We start from the raw sequence: 22596 nt of genomic DNA on the forward strand, positions 1-22596 counted from the left end.
CCCAATGCAACAAAAACCCTCAACCGCAGGAGCAGGACAGCAACCTGCACTTGAAGATTGCGAAGCCTGGCTCCAGCCGATCCCCGAATCCCAGCGGACACACAAGGTCTCCGGACAGTTCTGGATCTGGGCCGGCGCCAACCTGGCGCCCATCAACTGGGTACTGGGTGCCCTCGGAATCCACTTGGGGCTGGGTTTCGCGGATACCGTCATCGTCCTGGTCCTGGGCAACCTGATCGGCATGCTGCTCTTCGGCTGCTTTGTGCTCCTCGGCCAGAAGACCGGCGCCACCGGCATGGTCCTGGCCCGCGCAGCCTTCGGCCGCCGCGGCAACTACCTGCCGGCAGCCATCCAGGCGGTCCTGGTGATCGGCTGGTGCGCGGTTAACACATGGATCATCCTGGACCTGGTCATGGCACTCTTCGGCACGCTGGGATGGGTGGATCCCACAGCACACAACTATGGCTGGAAGATTGGCGTCGCCACCGCCATCATGGCCGCGCAGGTAGCCATCGCCTGGTTCGGCTACAAAGCCATCGCAGCCTTCGAAAAGTGGACCGTGCCGCCCACCATCCTCATCCTGGCCGTCATGTCCGCTGTGGCCTGGTTCGGCATGAAGATCAACTGGACGTACGCCGGTCCCGCCGGCAACATCCTGGAAGGCTCCGAACGGATCGCGGCCATGAGCGCCGTGATGACCGCCATCGGCATCGGCTGGGGCATCACCTGGTTCACCTACGCCGCCGACTACTCCCGGTTCGTGAGCACCCAAGTTCCCAAGAAAAAGGTCTACATGGCGTCGGTCCTTGGCCAGTTCATCCCCGTTGTCTGGCTGGGCATCCTCGGCGCAAGCCTGGCCACCAACAGCGGCGAAATCGACCCCGGGAAGCTCATCGTCCAGAACTTCGGCGTCCTCGCGCTGCCGGTGCTGCTCATGGTGCTGCACGGCCCCATCGCCACCAACATCCTCAACATCTACACCTTCTCGGTCGCCACGCAGTCGCTGGACATCACCATCAGCCGCCGCAAACTCAACCTGTTCGTCGGCGTCTTCTCCCTCGCCGCCGTCGTGTTCTTCATCTTCCAGGAAGACTTCGCAACAGTCCTCGACGCCTGGCTCATCGGGCTCGTGGCGTGGGTTGCCGCGTGGGGCGGAGTCATGCTGGTCCACTACTTCTGGATCGAGAAGCGCTGGCCGGGCAACCCGGAGAGGCTCTTCGACGCCGTCGGCACCAAACGCCTCCCCGGCGTCAACTGGGCAGGTGTCGTCTCCCTCCTGGTCGGCATCTTCGCCACCTGGCTGTTTATGTACGGACTCGTTCCGGCGATGCAGGGCCCCATTGCCGTGGCTCTGGGCGGCTGGGACCTGTCCTGGCTTGCCGGCGGCCTTGCCAGTGCCGGCACCTACGCCATCCTCGGGCCGAAGGTCCACCGCAAATACCTCGAGGCCGACCAAACGGACACCGCCGCCCACCCGGCGTCCGCAGACCTGGGATTCGACGCCCAGACCAACGCCCCCGCCGGTCTCTGAAACGCCCCGGACCTGAATTACTGGCGGACACTGAAACTCAAGGAAACAAGACATGACCTTTGAAGCATTCGCGGATTCAGCCCATCCCATCACCTGGCCTGACGGTAAGCGGGCAGCAGCCTCGTTCACGTTCGACGTCGACGCCGAGTCCTGCACCATCGCCCACGATCCGAAGAGCACGCGCCGGATGTCCCTGATGACCCACCAGTCGTACGGGCCCAAGGTGGCGGTCCTGCGTCTGCTTCAGATCCTCCAGCGACAGGACATTCGGGCCACCTTCTTCGTTCCCGGCTTCACGGCAGACTGCTACCCGGACACGGTCCGGCGCATCGTGGACGCCGGGCACGAGGTGGCCCACCACGGGTACCTGCACGAACCCATGCAGGGGATCGACGCCGAGACCGAGGCCCGCTACATCGACCGCGGGCTCGAGGCCCTCGCGAAGGTCGGCGTGGAACCGGTGGGTTACCGCGCGCCGTGGTGGGAACTGAACTGGCACTCCCCTGCGCTCCTGGCGGACCGAGGTTTCCTCTACGATTCGAGCCTGCTCGACGGCGACGCACCGTACCGTTTCAGCGTCGCCCCCGGCGACAGCCGGGACATCGTGGAGATCCCGGTCGACTGGACCCTGGACGACTGGGAACAGTACGCGTTCTACCCCGGAGTTACCGGCAGCGGCGTCATCGAAAGCCCGGCCAAGGTCCTGGAAATGTGGACCCTGGAGGCGGAGGCACACCATGCCCAGGGCAGCTGCTTTGTCCTGACCAACCACCCGTTCATCTCCGGCCGGCCGTCCAAGGCCGTTGCCCTGGAAAAGCTGATTGACCGGGTGAAGTCAATGGACGGAATGTGGGTCACCACCATGGAGGACATCGCCGAGCATACCCGCAGGACCGTCGAGGAGGTCCACATCCACGCCCGGATCGAGGTCCCTTCCTTTCCGGACACGGGCGCCCGGTTCACGCCGGCCGCGGTCCGGCAGCAGACACCGGCCGGTAGCCACGGCCGGTAACCCCGGACTGCGATAAGCGGCACACAAGGAAGCGCCCGACGGCGGCAGGAGACTGCCGCCGTCGGGCGCTTCTTGCGTTGTGTGGGACCGTCAGCGGACACCCTAGGCGAGCAGGCGCTCCACGTCCGCCACTTCCGGGTAGGCCGCCTGCGTTCCCTTGCGCGTGGTAGCCAGCGCGGCGGCAATCGAAGCGAAAGCGGCGGCGTCAGCCAGCGGCGCGCCGGCTGCCAGGCGGGCCGCCACGGCCCCCGTGAACGCGTCGCCCGCGCCGGTGGTGTCCACGGCCTTGACCTTGATGGGTGCCACCCGGACCAGCTGCTGCCCGGCAGGAGCCAGCGAATCCAGCACCACAGAGCCGTGGGCCCCCAGCGTGACCAGGACGCGTTGCAGGCCCCGCTCGGCGAAGTGCAGCCTGACCGCTTCCCAATGGCTGACATCCGCGTCGCTGCCGGGAATTTCGGCGGAACCGGGATTCCCGGCGGAGCCGAGGAACAGCGACGCCTCATGGGCGTTGACCAGCAGGACGTCGGTCAGGTCCGCCAGCGCCTGCGGGATTTCCGCGTACGGCGAGAGGTTCAGCAGAACTGTGGCGCCGGCGTCGTGCCCTGCCCGGGCGGCGGACTCAACCGTGTCAAGGCTGACTTCCAGGCAGAGACAGACCACTGCGGCGCCGTCGAACGTTTCCGCCGCAGCGGCGACGTCCGCCGGCGAGAGGGTGCCGTTGGCGCCGGCGGAGATGATGATGTTGTTTTCGCCGCTGGAATCCACGGCGATGACGGCGACGCCGGTGGCCTCGGTTGCTGAGGTGCGCACGCCGGAGATGTCCACCCCGGCGCCGGCAGCGGAGGACAGGAGCATGTCGCCGTTGGCGTCCACGCCCACGGCACCCACAAGACTGACGGACCCGCCCAGCAGGCTGGCGGCGACGGCCTGGTTGGCGCTTTTGCCGCCCGGGTTCACGGCGAAACCGTTGCCGTGCACCGTCTCGCCGGGCAGCGGCAGCCGCTCGCAATAAATGGTCAGGTCCGCGTTCAGGGAACCGACGACGACGATCCGGCCGCGGGTGCCGGCTGTTGCGGCGGTCATTCGGTCACCTCAGCCTCGACGGGCTTGGGGATCAGGAGCGACGCGGCGAACGCGGCCACCGTGATGACCAGGCCCGTCACCACCACGGAGAGGTAGGACGCCTTGGCGTCGCCGAGAGCCGAGGTGGCCACCAGCACTGCGGGCAGCACCAGGAAGCTCAAGCCGGCGCCCAGGTTGAAGGCGCCCGCGTTCATGCCGGGCAGGAACCCCGGGTTTCCGGCGGGTGAGAGGACAACTCCGAGTCCGTTCAGCATGATGTTGACCGTACCGGCGTACATGATGCCCAGCAAGACCGTTCCGGCGATCATCATGGGCAGGCTGCTGAGGCCGAAGAACGCGATGATGGCCAGGGCGGCGATGCTGCCCAGCATGCCGATACGCAGGACCTTGGTGTAACCGAGAATGGGCGCGAGCCTGCCGCTGAGGGGACCCACCAGCCAGCCGAGCAGGGCGTACGGGGTGAGGATGATGAGCGACATTTCCGTGGGGCCGATGCCGAATCCCGGGTCAGCGGCCTGCACGTACGCCGGTACGATCCCGTTGATGACGGCGAAGATGCCGGTCATGGTCAGCGTGGTGGTCAGCAGCGGCGCCCAGGTGGAGCGCTGCCGCAGGTGGACGGTTTCCACCATGGGCTGTTTGGCGCGCTTTTCCACCGTCCAGAAGCAGTAAAATGCGACGGCGGCAACCACCACCAGCCCGATGGCCAGCAGGAGCGTGCCGGGCGCGAAGGCGCCCACCAGCTTGGAGCCCTCGTTGAGGGCGGTGAGCAGCGCACCCACGGCCACGACGATGAAGAACACGCCCAGCCAGTCCATGGAGGTGCCGGCGGCCGGCTTGCTCTCGCCGGCGAGGACGGCGATCAGGGCGGTGGCGACGAGGGCCAGGACCACCATCAGCCAGAAGATGCTGCGGAACCCGAAGTGCTCGGCGAAGTAGCCGCCCACGAACGAGTCGACGCCGGCCACGCCGCCGTTGACCGCGGTGATGAGGCCCATGAGCGTCCCGTATTTGCGCGGGTTGCTGACGGCGGAGCGGAGCATGATCAGGCACAACGGCACCGTGGGGCCGCTGACGCCCTGGATGATGCGGCCCACAAAGAGCCAGGTCACGTCGGGAGCCATGGCCGCGATGACCGAACCGCCGGCCATCAGGAGCATCATGCCGATCAGGATCTTCTTCCGGCCGATGATGTCACTCAGGCGGGGCAGGAAGACGGAGAACAGGGCGGCCGCGGTGAAGAACCAGGTCTGGGAGAGGCCGATGACGGCCTGATCGGTGTTCAGTTCCTTGCCCATGGTGACCAGGGCGGGGCTGAGCATGGAGGCGTTGAGCTGGAAGGCGACGCACGCGGCCAGCAGGGCGACCATCAGGGCGGTGACGTTGCCCCGGCTGGTCTTTGCCTCAATGAGGGTGGCCCTCATTTACTTGCCTCCCGTGGCTGCTGCAAGGCCTGCTGCTTCAAGAACGGCCGGTTCGCCGATGCGCACGAGGGCATCCGTGACGAGGTCCCAGAAACGGGCGTGGTCCAGGTCAACGGCCACGGACGTGGTGCAGTCGTCCGGTGCGGGGGCGCGGAAGTCGGCCACGGTCATGCCGAGCGTCAGTGTGCCCTGCAGTTCGATGTCCACCGGAACCTTGCGAGTGGTGACGATGCTGGGATCGATCACGTAGGCCACGGCGCACGGATCGTGGACGGGCGGGAAGTCAAAGCCCTGGGCGTCCTTGTAGGTCTGGGTGAAGAACTCCATCAGTTCCATCACGAACTTGGCGGGTCCGGTACCCACAGCCGCAATCCTCTCCACCACATCCGGGGTGGCCAGGGCCTGGTGCGTGAGGTCCAGGCCCACCATCACCACGGGCCACTTCTCGTTGAATACGATGTGGGCGGCCTCGGGGTCGATGATGATGTTGAATTCGGCCACGGCGCTCCAGTTGCCCACGTGGTAGCCGCCGCCCATAAGGACAACTTCCTTGACGCGTTCCACAATGCGTGGCTCCTTGCGGGCTGCCAGCGCGATGTTGGAGAGGCCGCCGGTGGGAACCAGGGTGACCGTTCCGGGTTCGTGGGCCATCACAGTGTCAATGATGAGGTCGACGGCGTGGCGCGGGTCCAGTTCGATGGTGGACTCGGGCTGTGCGGGGCCGTCCATGCCCGTTTCTCCGTGGATGGACGGCGCGGTTTCGATGGTGCGGACCAGGGGCCGGCCGCAGCCGGCGGCAAAAGGTACGCCGGTGATGCCGGCGATGGTCCCGACGGCGAGCGCGTTCTTGGTGACCTTTTCGAGCGTCTGGTTGCCCACCACGGTGGTGACGGCCAGCAGTTCAATATCAGGGTTGCCGTGCGCGAGCAGGATGGCCACGGCGTCGTCATGCCCGGGGTCGCAGTCAAGAATGATTTTCTTGGGGGCGGGTTTCATCGGTTTGGATTCCACGTTAAATCTCCACGTCATTGGGGCCTGCCGGAGCAGTGGCCGAAAGCATTCACGGAGATCATGACACCTGCCCAAGCCGCGCGTCAAGCGCTTAACGTTGCCGCACGTCAAACGCTTGATGTCTTGGCGGCGCTTTCAGACCGTGGGGCCTCAGTTGGCTAGCGAGCCACTACTCGTGCAGGCGAGCCCACAACAATGGCACTTTCCGGTACGTCCTTCGTGACCACGGACGCAGCCGCCACAACGGCATCATCACCGATCGTCACGCCCGGCAGAATTGTGGCGTTGGCCCCGATCCAAACATTGCGGCCAATGACCACAGGGGCCGGGTGCATGTCCGCGCGACGGCTCGGCATGAGGTCGTGGTTGAGCGTGGCTATCACCACGTTGTGCCCGATCAGACAGTCGTCCCCGATGACCACACCGCCCTGGTCCTGAAACTTGCACCCGGAATTGATGAAGATCCGTTCCCCGAGGGAGATGTTCTTCCCGAAGTCGGAGTAGAAGGGCGGGAAAACCGTCACAGATTCGTCAACCGGCTTGCCGGTCAGCTGAGCTAACAGCTCCCGTACCCGCTCCGGTTCCTGATATCCGCCAGTGATGCGCAGGGCATCCTGGCTGACCCGGTGCATGACCTCATGCAACGGCGAGTCCCCGGTGATGGTGTGTCCGGCATTCAGCGCCTCAAGGAGATCGGCGAGTTCCATGGTGTCTTTTCAGTCAAAGCTCGTCACGCGTGTTCGCACACGTTAATTGTTGGGTTTTGCTGCTTCCGAAACCGCCGTGGCCGCCCAGCTGGTGAGGAGTTTGATGCGCTCTTCGTGGGTCGTCCCGGGTTCGGCGGTGTAGAAGCTGACGTCTCTGACGACACCCGGGGAGGTAGGCAACGCCAGGGACTGGTAGGTCAGCTCCAGGTCGCCGACCACGGGGTGTCGCAGCCGCTTGGTTCCCTCGTGTCGGAAACGGATGTCATGCGATGCCCACAGCGTGCGGAACTCGGGGCTCAAGGTGGATAGTTCGCCTACGAGTTCGCGCAGAGAGCGGTCGTTGGGCTCACGGCCGGCTTCGGCACGCAGCAGGGCGGCGGTGGCCGCGGCGCCGGCGTCCCAGTCGACGAAGAACTCCCGCGCGGCCGGGTCGAGGAAGTGAAAGCGTGCGAAGTTTGCTTGGCCGTTGGCAGTGGTGGTTTCGCTAGCAAACATGGGCGCGTGGAGTGCGCGCCCCAGCGCATTAGAGGCCACGATATCGAGGCGGCCATTGCGGACGAACGCGGCCGACGTGGTGATGGAGTCAAGCAGCCAATGGACAGTGACCGCCAGCCCCACTTCCTTGCGGCGGGAATGCGTCCGGCGCATGGGCCGGGCGGCCCGTGCCAGCTCGAAAAGGTACAGGCATTCCTCATCATTCAGGTGCAGTGCCCCGGCGACGGCCTTGAGGACGTCGTCAGACACGCCGCTGATGTTGCCCTTCTCCAGCCGCGCGTACCACTCGGTGCTCACTCCGGCGAGGACAGCAACCTCTTCGCGGCGCAGTCCGGGAACGCGGCGACGGCTGCCCGCGGGAAGCCCCACCTGCTCCGGGCGGATTTTGGCGCGGCGGCTGGCCAGGAAGTCCCGGATGTCGGCGCGGTTGTCGGGCAGGTTGTCCATGAATCCACGATAGCCCCAGTTCACCAGGCTAAAGGGGGGAGAGCTTGTACCCCAATAAACGCAGCCTTCTTCAGCCGATGGAAATAGGGTGATATTGATGCAAAGGCACCCCCTAAACAGGAGAAGAATGTTTACCGTTAGTTCCTACGCCGCACCGTCCGCCGCTGAGCCGCTCGTTCCCACGAAGATCGAACGCCGCGACGTCGGCCCCCTTGATGTCCTGATCGACATCAAGTTCGCCGGCATCTGCCACTCTGACATCCACACCGTCCGCGGGGACTGGGGTCCCCAGTCCTACCCATTGGCCCCCGGCCACGAGATCGCCGGCATCGTCACCGAGATCGGCTCGGCGGTCACCAAGCACGCTATCGGCGACCGGGTCGGCGTCGGCTGCATGGTCAACTCCTGCCGCGAATGCGTCAACTGCCTCCAGGGCGAAGAGCAGTACTGCCTGAATGGCAACGTCGGCACCTATGGCGCTGTGGACCGCGACGGCACCATCACGCAGGGTGGCTACTCCACGCACGTCGTCGTGACCGAAGACTTTGTTGTGCGGATCCCCGAAGGCATCGCGCTCGACGCCGCCGCTCCCCTGCTGTGCGCGGGCGTCACCACGTACTCCCCACTGCGGCACTGGGGTGCCGGCCCTGGGAAGAGAGTTGCCGTCGTCGGCCTGGGCGGCCTCGGCCACATGGCCGTTAAGCTCGCCCACGCCATGGGCGCGGAAGTCAGCGTACTTTCCCAGTCGCTCAAAAAACAGGAGGACGGGCTGAAGCTGGGCGCGGACCACTACTACGCCACCAGCGACGAGACCACCTTTGAGGATCTCGCCGGCAGCTTCGACCTGATCATCAACACCGTGAGCGCATCGATCGACATCAGTGCCTACCTGCAGCTGCTCACCCTCGACGGCGCCCTGGTCAACGTCGGTGCTCCCGCTGAACCGCTCCCGGTCAACGCGTTCGCCCTCATCATGGGCCGCCGCTCCTTCGCCGGCTCCATGATCGGCGGGATCCGCGAAACCCAGGAAATGCTCGACTTCTGCGCCGAGCACAACCTCGGCGCCGAAATCGAAGTCATCCCGGCCAGCAAGATCAACGATGCCTACGAACGCGTCCTTGCCTCCGACGTCCGCTACCGGTTCGTCATCGACACCTCCACTCTCGTCTAGAACACCGGCGGGCAGCACCGGCCCTCCACGCCTACTACGATCGAAGGATGGAATCCGCGGAGCAGGTGCAGCAATCCGTCCGCTCTCGGCGCATCACCGCCGCCATGGTCGCGGCCCGCGCCGGCGTCTCGACGGCGACGGTTTCCCTGGTGGCCAACGGCAAGACTGCCGGTCGCGTTTCTGAGGACAACATTGCCAGAGTGCGGGACGCAATTTCCGAGCTCGGGTACGTGGTGGACGGGATCGGCAGCTCGCTGGCCAAAGGCGTCAGCTCCATCGTGATCCTCGTGTCTCCGGACATCTCCAACCCGTTTTTCGCCAAGGTGATTGCCGGGGTCCGGGAGTCACTCGGGGCTGATTACCAGCTGCTGCTGTCCGTCACCGACGCGGGCGAATTTCCGCAGGCCGGCGACGTCCGGAAGCTGATGGCACTCCGGCCGGCCGGGCTGCTCGTGGGTGCCCCAAACGCCGAATTCCTGGAAGAACTTTCTGCCGCGGGCCCCGTGGTCCTGCTCGATGCTCCAGGGCTGGAGGCCTACGCCCCGTCCGTCAATCTGGACGTTGCGCACGGCGCGGGGGAGCTGGCGGGACACCTGGCAGATGCAGGGCATCGGCAGGTGGCCTACGTGGACAGTGTCACCGGCACAGCGACGTTCGCCATCCGCCGCGAAGCCTTCCTGGACGAGGCAGCGGCCCACGGAATATCGGTGGGGCCCGGCCACATCATCAGGACCACCATCGACGTCGGGGCGTCTGCCGCCGCGTTCGCCGCCGCCTGGCCCGCGTGGCAGCAGGCCGGGGTCACCGCCGTCGTCTGCTGCACTGACACCCACGCCTATGGGGTGCTGCAGGAAGCGCGGGTGGCAGGCGTCCAGATCCCGGGCCAGCTGGCCATCGCCGGCTTCGATGATCTGCCGTACTCCGCCACCAGCAATCCCAGCCTGACCAGCGTGCATCTGCCGGCGACCTTGTTGGGGCTGAAGGCCGGCGGGCAGCTGCGCCGACTTATGGAAGGCCACCAGCTGGAGCAGCCGCAGCTGACGCTGGAAAGCTCCCTGGTGGTCCGCAACTCCACCTCGGCAACGGCCCCTTCATAGCCAACGCTCTCTCACTTTCCCTAAGAAAGTGAGAGAGCGTTGCCGCATTTCTTAGAATAAGTGAGAGAGCGTCCTGATGGGGTGCTGTCACACCCCCGCCGTAAGCTGGGGGCATGCCGAGTAACTGGGACAGCCTGGACATCAGCCTGCGTGAATCCGTGCAGGAAAACGTGGAGATCTACGAGCGCGTCCGCCCTGCCCTGAAGCTGGTCACCAAGGACGTTCTCCACATCCTCCGCGACATGTTGAAGGACACCGAGGTCACTCCGCTGTTTGTCACCGGGCGCACCAAATCGGTGGAATCCTTCCGGGAGAAGATTTCCCGGATTGAGGAACCGCTGGAACCCGGCGGCCCCCCGGTGCTGAAGTTCCCGGACCCGTTCCGCACCCTCAATGACATGGTGGGCGTGCGCGTTATCACCAAGCTGCCCGCGGAGAACGCCCTGGTGGCCAACATCATCAAGCGCCAGCGCCAGGTGTTCGACTGCCGCGGCGACCGGGAGAAGGACATCGGCTCCATCGAGTCCGGCACGTACGGCTACTCCAGCCGCCACCTCATCCTGCGCACCATCCAGAACGAGGCCGTCAAGGATTACCAGCAGGCCTTCAACCCGGACATTCAGGCCAACGGCAGCTACTTCTTCGAATGCCAGATCCGCACCGTCTTCGCCCACGCCTGGAGCGAGATCGAGCACGACATCCGCTTCAAGGCCGAGGACCCCCGCGCCTGGACTCCGCATTTCGACCGCCAGTTCACCGCCACCGCCGCCATGCTGGAAACGGTGGAGAGCGCCTTCGCGGACCTGCACGAACGCTACGAGGAAGTCCGCAGCTACTGGGATGTCGAGGGTGAGGGCGCCGCGCAGCTCACACCCAACCGGATCCGGGACGTTTGGCGCACGCTGCTGCCGCACGTGGACCGCAAAGTCGATGACGACTGGGGCTGGGCCGCCGAGCTTATGGCCGCCCACGGCCTCAACCAGACCGTCCAGCTGGCCGGCCTTCTGAGCGCCCAGCGGATCACCGAGGTCCGCAAGGCGCTGGACCACCGCTACTCCCCCGGCCCGGACCGCCTGCTGGATGACCTCCTGCTCTGGCAGTACGGCACCAAACACATTGACCTCACCGCAGAGGCGCCCGACGCCGTCCCGCACCCGCGGCGCGACAGCCTCCTGCGGCGGCTCAAACAGATCGAGCGCTACCGCCAGACCAAGTCCGAGTAGACCAATCGCGGAGCCGCAGGATTATTGGGCACCACCGACATTTCAACTACCCTTGACTCATGGTGGAGGCTGTTGTAAACGGACCTCCGATGCTCCCGGTTCCAGCCCCGCGGCAAGATCCGGCACCTGTTTATGCCCCTCTCTGACAAGGATTCCGCCATTTCCACGGACGCATTCTTCGCCACGCTCACCCGGATCCGCAACGTCATCCTGCCTGCGGCCGCACGGTCCTGGCTGAACACGCCGCGTGGACTTCTCACCGGCTTCATCCTGGTGCACCTGGGTTTCCTGATCTTCGCGGCGCTGCTGTCCCTGCGGGGCGAAGCTTTCAGCGACACGTTCATTTACCGCGACTGGGCCCGGGCGGGTTTCGACGAAGCGAACCTCAGCGGAGGCCCCAGCCCGTGGGTTTACCCCATCCTCGCGCTGATCCCCATGGCGCTAGCAGGGCTGGCTGGTCCCGGACCGTTCTTCTTCCTGTGGGTGCTGATGACCACCATCCTCAACGGCTGGGGCCTGGCCAAGCTCACGGAGCGCGGCCGCAACCTGAACGCGATCCCCGCGGGCTGGTGGTGGCTGGTGTTCACCCTGCTCATGGGCTGGCTGGGCTTCGCTCGCGTGGACGGCCTCACCGCACCGATCGTCCTGGTGGCCCTGGCCTACGGCGTGGGCCAGCCGTTTATCGCCTCGGTCCTGCTTGCCGCAGCCACCTGGGTGAAGGTCTGGCCGGCCGCAGTGATGCTGGCCCTCTTCGCCGTCGTCAAGAACCGCCTGCTGGTGGTGCTGGCAGGCGTGGCAACCTCAGCGGTGGTGGTGGCTCTGGCCGCCGTCGTGGGCAGTGTTCCCAAACTGCTGAACTTCCTGACGCAGCAGGGCGACAGGGGCATGCAGCTCGAGGCAACGTTCACCACTCCGTGGCTGTGGCTGTCCGTGCTGAACATCGGCGATTCCCGGATGTACATGAACACCGATATCAACTCGATGCAGGTGGACGGCCCCGGAACGGCAGTGATGTCCGTGCTGATGCAGCCGCTCCTCATCCTTGCCGCCCTGCTCGTGGCCGGACTGACCTTCTGGGCGCTGCACAACGGCAAGCTCAACGGCAACGGCAAGGCCGACGGCGCGGTGGACCGCACCGAGCTGCTGCTGGCCGGAGCCCTCACCCTGGCCACCGCCTTTGTGGTGTTCAACAAGGTGGGCTCACCCCAGTTCATGGTGTGGCTGGCCCCCGCCGTAGCGGTGGGGCTGGCGCACAGCTGGCGTGAATGGCGGGTCCCCGCGGCCATGCTCATCGCCATCGCGGTGGCAACGTTCTTCATCTACCCGCTGTTCTACGATGCCCTCAGCCACAACAACCCCCTCATGGCCGGCGTGCTGACCATCCGCAACGTCCTCCTGGTGGTCCTGTTCCTGTGGTCGGTCCGGCGCCTGTACTCGCTGGGCAAAAAGACTTCCGCGTCCGTCCCCGCGCTCAAGGAGTCCTAAGATTTCCACGAAGTTCTTCGACCGGCTGGTCAGCGTCCGCAGCACCGTCCTGCCCGCGCGCGTGGTGGACTGGTTCGCCCGTCCGTCCAGCGTCTGGTGGGGCTTCGCAGTCATCCACCTGTATTTCCTTGGCTGGATGGCGTCGTTCTTCCTCAACGGCGATACGTTCAGCGACACCGAGCAGTACCGCCAGTGGGCCATGGACGGCTACAATCCGGACAGCCTGGACGGCAAGATCAGCCCCTGGGTATACCCAGTGCTGGCGCAGATCCCCATCTTCCTCGCGAACATTGCCGGACCCAGCCTGTACCTCCTGTGCTGGTTCCTGATCATCACAGCCCTCAACGCCGTCGGGCTTGCTTTCCTGACGCGCGGGCCGCGGAAGGTGAAGGGCATCGCCCCGGCCTGGTGGTGGCTGTTTTTCACGGTATTTATGGGCTATCTCAGCTTCGCCCGGGTGGAGGGAATCACCGCCCCCATCGTGCTGATTGCCCTGCTGTACGCGGCCGAACGCCCCGTGGTGGCGGGGATCCTGCTGAGCGTGGCCACCTGGCTCAAGGTGTGGCCGGCAGCGGTCCTCGTGCCCATCGTTATTGCCAGCCGGAAACGGATCCAGGTACTGGCGTCCGGTGTCGCAGTCACCGCCGTCGTGGGCCTGGGCACGTACCTGTCCGGCGGGCTGCCGCACATCATGGACTTCCTGACCAACCAGGGCGAGCGTGGGATGCAGCTTGAAGCCACGTTCTCCACGCCGTGGGTGTGGCTCAGCGTCTTCAACATCGCCGGTTCCAAGATGGCGGACAACACGGCCATCAACTCCACAGAGGTCTACGGCCCCGGCGCCAGCGTGGCCGCGTTGCTGATGCAGCCCCTGCTGATCCTCGCCGCCGTGGTGGCGGCAGTCCTGCTGGTCAGGGCCCTGAACCGCGGTGCCGAGCGGGAGGAACTCTTCCTCGAGGGTGCGCTGATGATGACCACGGCGTTCATCGTGTTCAACAAGGTGGGTTCGCCGCAGTTCATTATCTGGCTGGCCCCCGTGATCATCGCGGGCCTGACGCACGACTGGGAGCGGTGGAAGGTTCCCGCGGCGCTGCTGATGGGAATCGCGGTGACCACCTTTGTGATCTATCCGCTGTTCTACACGCCGCTCATCCACGCCCACCCGGTCATGGCCGCCATCCTCACCACGCGCAACGTGCTGCTGGTGGTGCTGCTCTGGTGGTCGGTGAAGCGGACCGCCGAGCTCGGCCGGAAATCACAGGCGGTCACGCAGGCCGCCTGACCCGGGCCGCCTTAGGGTAGTGCCATGACTTTGGGGGAAGAAAACACAAACAGGCCGGGGCTCCGCCGTTGGCTGCCGCTGCTGGCACCGATCCTTGCGGCAGCCGCGGTTGCCACCGGACTTGCTGCAGTCTTGGCGCCCCGGCAGGAGATCGGGTGGTTCGCCTACGCACCCCTGGCTAACCAGACCTTCACATCGGACACGATGGTCCTGATGGACAGCGGTGCTCGGACCGGTTATTTACTCATTGCAGTGGCCCTGCTGACATTGGCGTTCTGGTTGGGTTACCGTTACCGCCTGGGTCTTCGGCGCAGGGCCGCGTCGTAGAGTTCCGCTCGTTAGAGCTCTTTGGCGGAGCCGGCGCGCCTCAGCGGGCGGTGCGGCGCTGGTCCAGGACCCAGCGCCAACCCCGCCGGGCCCAGTCCGAGGGTTTGCCCTCGATCAGCAGCTTCCGCGTGTGGATGTCCAGGACCAGCAGGTAGAACGTGAACAGCAGCGCCGTCACGAACGCCAGCGAGGACGCATTAATCGGCAGCTCCACAAAGGACCAGACCGAGAGCTGGTCCTGCGCGCCGAACACCACAAAGAACGTCACGCCCACGTACAGGCACCGGATCTGCCAGTCGTTCCGGATGCCCGTCACCGCCAGGAACGGCAGGAACCAGAGGATGTACCAAGGCTGGATGATGGGCGAAAGCATCACGACGGCGGTGAACGCCAGAGCCAGCCGGCGCACTGCCCGCGAGTAATCGCCACGGAACATCAGCAGCAGCACGAGCCCGATAGCCGCCCACTTCATGCCAGTCCGCAGGAGGTCCGCGATGGTGCCGCCCGGCAATCCCAGCACGTTGCCGAGGAACTCGACCTGCTGCCCCAGGAACCCTGACGGCGAATAGCCGGTGTAACCCGGCGTCGGGTCCATGATGGCCCACACCCACCCCAACCCGAGGTTGTACGGGATCCCGCTGACGGCCAGCACCGCGAAACTGATTCCCGCCGTCGCGCCCCAAATGAGGAACTTCCGCGTCCACGAGGCGGCCGGCCCGGCCCACATAACCCCGATGAACGGGAGCAGCAGAACCGTGATGGGCTTGATCCCGATGGAGGCGGTGACCAGCAGGATTCCGGCCAGGTATCGCTTCGTCGCGGCGAAGTAGACACCGGCGACGGCGAGGCCCACCATGAGCGCGTCGTTGTGGGCGCTGGCCACGAAACTGATGAGGAACAGCGGGTTGGCCACCGCGATCCAGAGTGCCCGCGCGCCGTTGATGCCGTGCAGTTCGGCCAGCTTGGGCACGTAAATGACGCAGAGCAGGACCCCGACGCCGGCGATCAGGCGGAACAGCAGCACGGACACGTCGGGCTGCGCCCCTGTCAGCTCCACCACGCCGCGGGCGAGCCACAGGAAGTAAGGCCCGTAGGGGGTCCGGTTCTCGGCCCACGCCGGGTCCGCGCCGAGGGCAAACCAGTTGTTGAGGGTGGAAATGCCCACGGCGTAGGGGTTCTGGCCTTCCATGACCAGGCGGCCCTGTCCCGTGTAGGCGTAGACATCGCGGGAGAAGATGGGGACGGCCAGCAGGAGCGGCAGGGACCAGGCGGAGATGGCTATGACCACCGACCGCAGCGAGTGTTCGCCCCAGTCGTCCAGCCGCTGGCCCAGCCGGAGCCAGGACCGCATCAGGAGCATCGCCCCCACCGTCAGGAGCACGGTGGACAGCGTCACGCCCCAGCCCTCGGTCCGCAGGGCGATGACCACCGGCTGGCGGATCATGGGTGAGCCGTTGGCGATCCAGCCCGTTCCGATCGAGCCCACAAACATCATGAGGGCGCCGAGGAAGCCCTGCCAGGTGGCGATGTACACCCGGCGCTTGGTGGGGGGAGCTACGGCGGGGGCGGAAGATTTCGGGAGCTCCGCGCCGGCCGCTGTCTTTTTCGACGGACCGGGAACGCTCTCCGAAGTGCTGATGTGTGAACCGCCTGCCGTCATGTCTTGTGTGGTCCCCTACTTACGTTACGGCGCTGGCTGGACTAGCTATAGGCCGGTCTACAACCCAGTCATTTTAGCAGTTGGCCCGCGGCCTGCCCCAGACTTGTAGGGGCGGACGTGCCCCCTATTTCGCAATGAGGCGTGGCGCCGCCCCATCCCCGCCTATGAATGAAGCCGCCACTGCCGGCTTCACCTGCACGATTGGACCCAGCCGTGGCCGTACGAAGCGTCCCAGATGCCCGGACCAGCACGCCTCAGCAGCTCCAATCAGTCCGTGCCACGCTTCGCTCGCCGCGGCGGCTGAAGACCGAGGCGCTGGCAGGCCTGGTGGTGGCGCTGGCGCTGATCCCGGAGGCGATCGGCTTCTCGGTGATCGCGGGCGTGGATCCGCGGATCGGCCTGTTTGCCTCGTTCACCATGGCTGTCACCATCTCCTTTGTGGGCGGCCGGCCCGCCATGATTTCCGCCGCTACCGGCGCCGTCGCCCTGGTCATCGCCCCGCTGATGCGCAGCCACGGCCTGGACCACCTGATCGCGGCGGTGATCCTGGCCGGCGTTTTCCAGATCCTGCTGGATGTGCCCACCGTCCAGGACAAGGGCCAGCTGCCCGAGAGCCTGCCTTCGGCGTTTGTCCCCAACGTCCCGCTGACGTGGGAGATATTCCAGGTCCTCGCACCGTTCTCGGTGTCTGTGGCGTTGGTGGGGCTGCTCGAATCGCTGATGACCGCCAAGCTCGTGGACGACATCACGGACACCCGCTCCAACAAGACCCGCGAGTCCTGGGGCCAGGGCGTGGCGAACATCGTCACCGGCTTCTTCGGCGGCATGGGCGGCTGCGCCGTGATCGGCCAGACCATGATCAACGTCAAGGGATCCGGGGCCCGGAGCCGGGTATCCACATTCCTGGCCGGCGTCTTCCTGCTGGTTCTGGTGGTGGTGCTCGGCGACGTTGTTGGCCTGATTCCGATGGCCGCGCTGGTGGCCGTGATGATCTTCGTTCCGCCATCACCTTCGACTGGCACTCCATCGCTCCGCGGAGCACGGGCGAAAAGTGGAGCTGATCGGGCTGAATGCCGCCAGCGTGGCTGTGCGGGAACGGCTGGCGGGAAAGCTCAACTGACGGGCTAGCCTCGCGGGTCGCTGTGGACGGCGCGGTTCCGTCCCAGCGACTTGGCCGCATAGAGGGCCCGGTCAGCGGCTGCGATGAGGTCTTCCACATCGGACGTCGCGGCGTCGTACAATGCCACACCGTAACTGACGGTGGGCATCTCCAGCCCGTCGACGGTGGGCACTTGGGCGAGCCGCCTGCTGACCTCCTCGGCGATTTCCTCCGCGCGCCCGGCGGAGGCGCCCGGGATGAGGAGGATGAACTCTTCCCCGCCGTACCTGCCCACGAGGTCCGTGGATCTCACCACGTCCCGGCACGCGTCGGCGAAGGCCTGGAGCGCAAGGTCGCCGGCAGCGTGTCCGTGGGTGTCGTTGACTGCCTTGAAATGGTCCAGGTCAGCGAGGATCAGGGCACCCGTTCCCCGGGCGACGGTCCTGTCCTTCAACAGCGCCGCGGCCAGGTCCCGGAAGGCTTTGCGGTTGAGCAGCCCCGTCATATCGTCCCGGGTGGCCACCATGTGCAGAGCCCGGGTCTGCTGTTCGGTGCTCAATGCGGCCATGCTGAAGGACACCACCACCAGCAGCACCATGGTCACCAACGTGGTCACTGCGGACCCGAAGAACGTGACGAACGTGGGACCGTTCGGGCCCTCCAGGAGGAAGAGGACAAGCCGGCCGAAATAGAACGCGGACAACCCGGCCGCCGCGGCAGCCATGGGGACCCGCACGCGCGAATATCCGGGGTCCAGCCGCCAGAGTTCCCGGGAGGCGAGCCCCACCGTCAGGCACATTGCGGCGAGGAAGACTGCACCGCCGGACCAGGTGTTGGTGCCGGGATTGTCGACGGCGGAGGCAACCAGGGTGACCAGCGGTACCCCGGTGAACGCCCACCGCAGCGGCGGCACCTCCCGGAGCGACCGGGCACCGGCCCAGACGGCTGCGCCGCCGAGGACCAGCAGGACATTGCCCAGCATATTGGCCCACCATTGGTGGGCGGTTCCGTTGAGCAGGAAGGCGGCGGATCCGGAAAGGAAGAACACCAATGCGAGGCACCACCAGCCGCCGTACGGCGAGCGCGTGTAGCGGTAGTCCAAGAAGTAGAACAGCAGCACCAGGACCAAAGCCATCACGCCGAAGGCAATCCTCAGCGTAGAAGTGTCCAGGACCATGTCCGACGTTCCCCCCGACTGCCGAGTGATGCAGACCTCAGTATCGCACCGCCATCGGACATTTTCGCCCTGCAACCGAAACTGCGACACCCCTGGATTTTTTGTCCACATAATCCGCGCCGAAAGCCATTTAGCGGCCGATATCTTCCCAAAAACTCAGGGAGGTTACTGGCCTGGCGTGCGGATGATCCGTCGTTGCGTGGCCAGGGCGATGGCCGAGGTCCGGTTGTCCACGCCGAGCTTGCCGTAGATGTGCACCAGGTGGGTCTTGACGGTGGCCTCGGAAATGAAGAGCCGCCGGGCGATGGCGCGGTTGGTCAGGCCGGTGGCCAGCAGTTCAAGCAACTGGACCTCGCGGGTTGTGAGGGCGGTTTCCGGGCTGCTGATCCGCGACATCAGCAGGGCCGCGACCTTGGGCGCCAGCGCCGTCTGGCCCGCCGCCGCCGACAACACGGCCTGGCGGATCTGTTCCGGCGGGGCGTCCTTGAGCATGTAGCCGCTGGCGCCTGCCTCCACGGCGGCCAAGATGTCCGCCTCAGTGTCGTAAGTGGTCAGGATCAGGACCGGCGGCGGGGAGTCCAGCTGCCGGATCGCTGCGGTGGCGGTGACGCCATCCATCCCGGCGCCCATCTGCAGGTCCATCAGGACCACGTCCACGCGGTCCCCCAGGGTCCGCAGCCGCGCCAGTTCGCGCAACGCCGCGTCCCCGTCGGCGGCCTCGGCAGCGACGCTGAAGTCCTCAAATTCGGTGAGCATGGCGCGCAGTCCCGCGCGGACCACGGGGTGGTCATCCACCAGGAGAATACGGAGCTTGCCCATCAGTGCCGCTCCACCGCCGGGCCGGGCAGTTCCGGGCTTACCAAGGGCCGTCCGGGCAGCGCCCCTCCAGGGGGCGACTGACCAGGCAGCACACTTCCCGAGAGCGGCAGCCGGATGGCGACGACGGTCCCTTCGCCGGGTGCCGTCTCCACGTCCAGGGAGCCGTGCAGCTCAGCCACCCGGGCAGCCAGCGAGCGCAGCCCAAACCCGCTGCCGTCCGCCCGGCCCGCCACGCCGGGACCCGTTGCTTCCGGCACAAAGCCCGTGCCGTCGTCGTACACGTCCAGGGTTACCTCGTCCCCGAGGAACGCGAGGGTGACGACGGCGGTGCTCGCCTTGGCGTGGAGCCGGACGTTGGCCAGGCTGGCCTGGGCAGCCCGGAGCAGGGTAACGCTGTACTGCGGCGGCAGCTCCGCCGGGTCGCCCACCAGCTCGAAGCGGCAGCGGAGTCCTTCACCGCGAGCGGCGGCCAGGGTTTCGGTTTCGCCGCAGAGCCGCTGCAGGCTTTCCGGGAGCGACGACTCCTGGAGCTGGGGCGAGGTGAGGCCGCGGACAAAGCTGCGGGCCTCCGCGAGGTTTTCCGACGCCGTCTGCTGCACCAGCGCGAACCGCTCGGCGGCGGTGGCAAGGTCGCCGCTGGCCAGGGACTTTTCTGCCGCCCGCGCAACCAGGACGATGCTGGACAGGCCCTGCGCGAGGGTGTCATGGATTTCGCGGGCCAGGCGCTCACGTTCAGCTGCGACGCCGGCATCATGTTGGGTCCGGGCCAACTCGGCCCGGGTCCGCCGGAGTTCGTCCGCGGCCAGCCGCTGCGCCTCACTCTCTTGGTAGAGCGCGCGGTAAGCCAGCCCGGTGACCACGGCGAAAACGGCCCCCAGCCCCGGTCCCAGGACCATGGGCAGGGTGGGCGACGGCAGGCCGCTGGCCACCCACTGCGAAGCCACGACGGCGGCCGTCATCGCGGCGATGGTGAGCAGCGCAATCCGGCGCGGCAGTATGTGCAGGTGGAGGAAGAAGAGCGGAAAGGCGACCCAGGAAAATTCGGCACTGCCCGCGAGGAGGACGCCCCACAGTGCTGTGACAAGGCCCAGCCAGGGGGCGGCGTAGGGGTGCGGGTTGAAGCTGGAGCGGCCGGCGGCGAAGCGCTTCTCCAGGATGGTGCCGACGAGATAGGCCGCGGCGAGCGCAAGGGCGAGTGCGGACCAGGCGAGGCGCTGGCCGGTTGCTGCGCCTTCCGGCATTGCGGGGCCGTTCACTCCGGCGGCGCCGTCCGCGCCGTCCGCGCCGACGGCTCCGTCAGCGAAGTGGAGCCGCAGGATGGCGACCAGCAGCAGCACGGCAAAACCGACGTGAAGCGTCACCCGAAGGAACCGCAGGATGGCTGCCCCCGACGGGGTGGTCTGTGGGTCCGCGGCAGGCATTTCACCAGCTTAGGCGCCTGTGGGAATGTGCGGATCAACCAAAAGGTTGACCGCCCCTTCAACCCCTTGTCCCGCCGGCCTCAACCAAGTCCCTGATGTGGGCCGGGCCGAGGCGCCGGAGAGTGGATTCAGAAGGAATTCCACCCCCACTGAAGGAAGTACAACGTGTTTCTCGCTATTCGCGACATCCGGTTCGCCAAGGGCAGGTTTGCCCTGATGGGCGGCGTCGTGGCCCTGGTGACGCTGCTGCTGGTGCTGCTCTCCGGGCTCACCGCCGGGCTGGGCGACCAGTCCACGTCCGCCATCGGGAAGCTGGGTGCCGGATCCGGTGCTGGCTCCGGTTCTGACTCCGGGGCTGCGGCCAAGCAGGTGGACAGCATCGTTTTTGGCGCACCCGGAACCAACCAGCCCACGGCATCCTTCACCGAAAGCGAAGTGACGGCCGCGCAGGTGGACAGCTGGAAGCGCACCGCGGGGGTGGTCCGGGCCGAGGCCCTGGGCATCAGCCAGTCCCGCCTCCAGGGCGGCGATGGCGGCACCACCAACGTGGCGGTCTTCGGCGTTGCCGAGGACGGGCAGCTGGCGCCGTCGCCGGTCAGGGCGGGGTCGGTGGTGATCGGCGCGACCGTCGCCGCGGACCTTTCGCTCGACGTCGGAGACACGGCCACGGTGGCTGGCACTGAGGTGACCGTTACCGCCGTCGTGGATGACCAGTGGTATTCGCACACCGGCGTGGTGTGGACGGCGCTGCCCACCTGGGCGGAGGTGGCGCGCCTGGCGCCCGTGGCCGGCAGCGCGCCGGGGAGCATGCCGGTGGCCACCGTCGTCGCCGTCACCTATCAGGAAGGGGCCGTGGTGGACGAGGAAGCGGCCAACGCGATGGCACGCACGGTCAGCACCAGCCGCACAGGATCGTTCCAGGCGTTGGGTTCCTTCAAGAGCGAAAACGGGTCGCTGATGCTGATGCAGGCGTTCCTCTACGGGATTTCGGCGCTGGTGATCGTGGCGTTCCTGACGGTCTGGACCGTGCAGCGCACCCGCGATATCGCCGTCCTCAAGGCCATGGGCGCGTCGGGCGGCTACGTACTGCGCGATGCCATGACCCAGGCCGCCATTGTGCTGCTGGCCGGCGCGGGCCTGGGCGGGGCGGTCGGAATTCTGGGCGGATTCGCCGCGGCACAGGCCGCGCCTTTCCTGGTCACGCCCGCCACCACGCTGCTGCCCGTGCTGGGAATTGTGGCCTTGGGCATGGCGGGCGCCGCGCTGGCAGTTCGCAGGGTGACCACCGTCGATCCGCTGATCGCCCTCGGTGGCAACTAATTCCTCTCCCTGAAACTCCCGAAAGGTACTTCCCATGTCTGTTACAACTGCTGCGCCCCTCATTCCCACCGCCGGCTCCGCGCTCACCCACCCGCTGACCCTCAGCAACGTCACCCTCGAATACCCGGACGGCGGCGGAACCATCAAGGCCCTGGACAGCATCAGCCTCCAGGTCGCAGCAGGCCGGATGGTCTCGCTGGTGGGCCCGTCCGGCTCGGGCAAATCCAGCCTCCTGGCAGTCGCCGCCACCCTGGTCCACCCCACCAGCGGGGACGTGATCATTGACGGGATCAACACCGCGGGGCTGAAGGACAGGGAACTGACCGCGGTGCGGCGGGAGAAGGTGGGCATCATCTTCCAGCAGCCCAACCTCCTGGCGTCCCTGACCGCCGTCGAGCAGTTGATGATTGGCCACCACCTGCGCGGCAAGCCGCTGAAGGCCGCGCGTTCGCACGCCGCGGGACTCCTGGATCTGGTGGGGTTGGCCGCGTCCGCGGACAAGCGACCGCACCAGCTTTCGGGCGGGCAGCGGCAGCGGGTGAACATCGCCCGGGCCCTGATGGGCAGCCCGAAGGTGCTGCTGGTGGACGAGCCGACGGCGGCGCTGGACCACGCGCGCAGCGCATCGATCGTCGGGCTGCTGCGCCGGGTCACCGACGAGTTCCAGGTGGCCACCGTGATGGTCACGCACGACACCGAATTCGTCCCGCTGACCGACGCCGTCGCCGTAATGCGCGACGGCGGCCTGACCGCCCCGGTCTTACCCGGCGCCTTACTTAGCGCCGGGGTCGCGGAGTAGGGT

19 protein-coding genes and 1 pseudogene are annotated in these 22596 nt (G+C 66.5%); 11 read left to right on the plus strand and 9 right to left on the minus strand.

All coding sequences use genetic code 11. The features are described 5' to 3' along the window. Positions 1 to 4 precede the first annotated feature (4 nt). Positions 5 to 1531 carry a purine-cytosine permease family protein gene (locus tag NG696_RS07745; protein WP_252575013.1) on the plus strand — a complete coding sequence of 509 codons (1527 nt, stop codon included), beginning with the start codon at positions 5 to 7 and terminating at the stop codon, positions 1529 to 1531. Positions 1532 to 1583: 52 nt separating this feature from the next. Further along, on the plus strand, positions 1584 to 2543 hold the full coding sequence (locus NG696_RS07750; protein WP_252567792.1) for a polysaccharide deacetylase family protein: 960 nt from the start codon (positions 1584 to 1586) through the stop codon (positions 2541 to 2543). Positions 2544 to 2645: 102 nt separating this feature from the next. On the opposite strand, the gene NG696_RS07755 is transcribed toward NG696_RS07750, so the two are convergent. From NG696_RS07755 to NG696_RS07775, 5 genes are all read right to left on the minus strand, one after another. Next, a complete protein-coding gene (locus NG696_RS07755; RefSeq protein ID WP_252567790.1) occupies positions 2646 to 3629 on the minus strand; it encodes a ribokinase in 984 nt (327 codons plus the stop codon). Continuing rightward, positions 3626 to 5053, minus strand: coding sequence for a uridine transporter UriT (uriT, locus tag NG696_RS07760; protein ID WP_252575015.1), 1428 nt, complete (start codon positions 5051 to 5053; stop codon positions 3626 to 3628). Before uriT ends, NG696_RS07755 begins: the two co-directional genes overlap by 4 nt. Then, positions 5054 to 6082, minus strand: a complete 1029-nt coding sequence (gene uriH / locus NG696_RS07765) for a uridine-preferring nucleoside hydrolase UriH (protein WP_374211194.1) — start codon at positions 6080 to 6082, stop codon at positions 5054 to 5056. 140 nt (positions 6083 to 6222) lie between these two features. Next, entirely contained in the window at positions 6223 to 6771 is a 549-nt protein-coding gene (locus tag NG696_RS07770) for a DapH/DapD/GlmU-related protein (protein ID WP_252567786.1), read from the minus strand. Between the two features lie 42 nt (positions 6772 to 6813). Beyond that, complete coding sequence (locus tag NG696_RS07775; RefSeq protein ID WP_252567784.1) at positions 6814 to 7713, minus strand: helix-turn-helix domain-containing protein; 900 nt, start codon at positions 7711 to 7713, stop codon at positions 6814 to 6816. 127 nt (positions 7714 to 7840) lie between these two features. Here NG696_RS07775 and NG696_RS07780 point away from each other — a divergent pair, with 127 nt between their 5' ends. The 6 genes from NG696_RS07780 to NG696_RS07805 all read left to right on the plus strand — a co-directional run bounded on the left by NG696_RS07780 (position 7841) and on the right by NG696_RS07805 (position 14298). Continuing rightward, complete coding sequence (locus NG696_RS07780) at positions 7841 to 8884, plus strand: NAD(P)-dependent alcohol dehydrogenase (RefSeq protein WP_252575018.1); 1044 nt, start codon at positions 7841 to 7843, stop codon at positions 8882 to 8884. A gap of 47 nt (positions 8885 to 8931) precedes the next feature. Further along, positions 8932 to 9981, plus strand: a complete 1050-nt coding sequence (locus tag NG696_RS07785) for a LacI family DNA-binding transcriptional regulator (protein WP_252567780.1) — start codon at positions 8932 to 8934, stop codon at positions 9979 to 9981. Between the two features lie 113 nt (positions 9982 to 10094). Continuing rightward, on the plus strand, positions 10095 to 11204 hold the full coding sequence (locus NG696_RS07790) for a GTP pyrophosphokinase (protein WP_252567778.1): 1110 nt from the start codon (positions 10095 to 10097) through the stop codon (positions 11202 to 11204). 132 nt (positions 11205 to 11336) lie between these two features. Then, positions 11337 to 12689, plus strand: coding sequence for a glycosyltransferase family 87 protein (locus NG696_RS07795; RefSeq protein WP_252567776.1), 1353 nt, complete (start codon positions 11337 to 11339; stop codon positions 12687 to 12689). 61 nt (positions 12690 to 12750) lie between these two features. Continuing rightward, positions 12751 to 13971 (plus strand): glycosyltransferase 87 family protein, encoded by a 1221-nt coding sequence (locus NG696_RS07800; RefSeq protein ID WP_252567774.1) that lies wholly within the window; start codon positions 12751 to 12753, stop codon positions 13969 to 13971. Between the two features lie 24 nt (positions 13972 to 13995). Continuing rightward, complete coding sequence (locus NG696_RS07805) at positions 13996 to 14298, plus strand: hypothetical protein (RefSeq protein WP_252575020.1); 303 nt, start codon at positions 13996 to 13998, stop codon at positions 14296 to 14298. Positions 14299 to 14338: 40 nt separating this feature from the next. Here NG696_RS07805 and mptB read toward each other — a convergent pair whose 3' ends face one another. Then, positions 14339 to 15958: a polyprenol phosphomannose-dependent alpha 1,6 mannosyltransferase MptB gene (mptB, locus tag NG696_RS07810; RefSeq protein WP_252575022.1), complete on the minus strand. Its 1620-nt coding sequence runs from the start codon at positions 15956 to 15958 to the stop codon at positions 14339 to 14341. 168 nt (positions 15959 to 16126) lie between these two features. Here mptB and NG696_RS07815 point away from each other — a divergent pair. Further along, positions 16127 to 16992 (plus strand): annotated as a pseudogene (locus NG696_RS07815) (SulP family inorganic anion transporter); the annotation flags it as partial. 90 nt (positions 16993 to 17082) lie between these two features. Here NG696_RS07815 and NG696_RS07820 read toward each other — a convergent pair. From NG696_RS07820 to NG696_RS07830, 3 genes are all read right to left on the minus strand, one after another. Further along, positions 17083 to 18234, minus strand: a complete 1152-nt coding sequence (locus NG696_RS07820; RefSeq protein WP_252567768.1) for a GGDEF domain-containing protein — start codon at positions 18232 to 18234, stop codon at positions 17083 to 17085. A gap of 165 nt (positions 18235 to 18399) precedes the next feature. Then, entirely contained in the window at positions 18400 to 19053 is a 654-nt protein-coding gene (locus NG696_RS07825; RefSeq protein ID WP_252575024.1) for a response regulator, read from the minus strand. After that, entirely contained in the window at positions 19053 to 20474 is a 1422-nt protein-coding gene (locus NG696_RS07830; protein ID WP_252575026.1) for a sensor histidine kinase, read from the minus strand. Before NG696_RS07830 ends, NG696_RS07825 begins: the two co-directional genes overlap by 1 nt. 165 nt (positions 20475 to 20639) lie before the next feature. Between NG696_RS07830 and NG696_RS07835 the strand changes: the two genes are divergently transcribed. Together NG696_RS07835 and NG696_RS07840 are read left to right on the plus strand one after the other, a co-directional pair. After that, on the plus strand, positions 20640 to 21794 hold the full coding sequence (locus tag NG696_RS07835) for an ABC transporter permease (RefSeq protein WP_252575028.1): 1155 nt from the start codon (positions 20640 to 20642) through the stop codon (positions 21792 to 21794). 34 nt (positions 21795 to 21828) lie between these two features. After that, entirely contained in the window at positions 21829 to 22593 is a 765-nt protein-coding gene (locus NG696_RS07840) for an ABC transporter ATP-binding protein (protein ID WP_252575029.1), read from the plus strand. Positions 22594 to 22596: the final 3 nt, after the last annotated feature.

It is taken from the genome of Pseudarthrobacter cellobiosi (assembly GCF_023913755.1).
In the GTDB taxonomy this organism is placed as follows: Bacteria; Actinomycetota; Actinomycetes; order Actinomycetales; family Micrococcaceae; genus Arthrobacter; species Arthrobacter cellobiosi.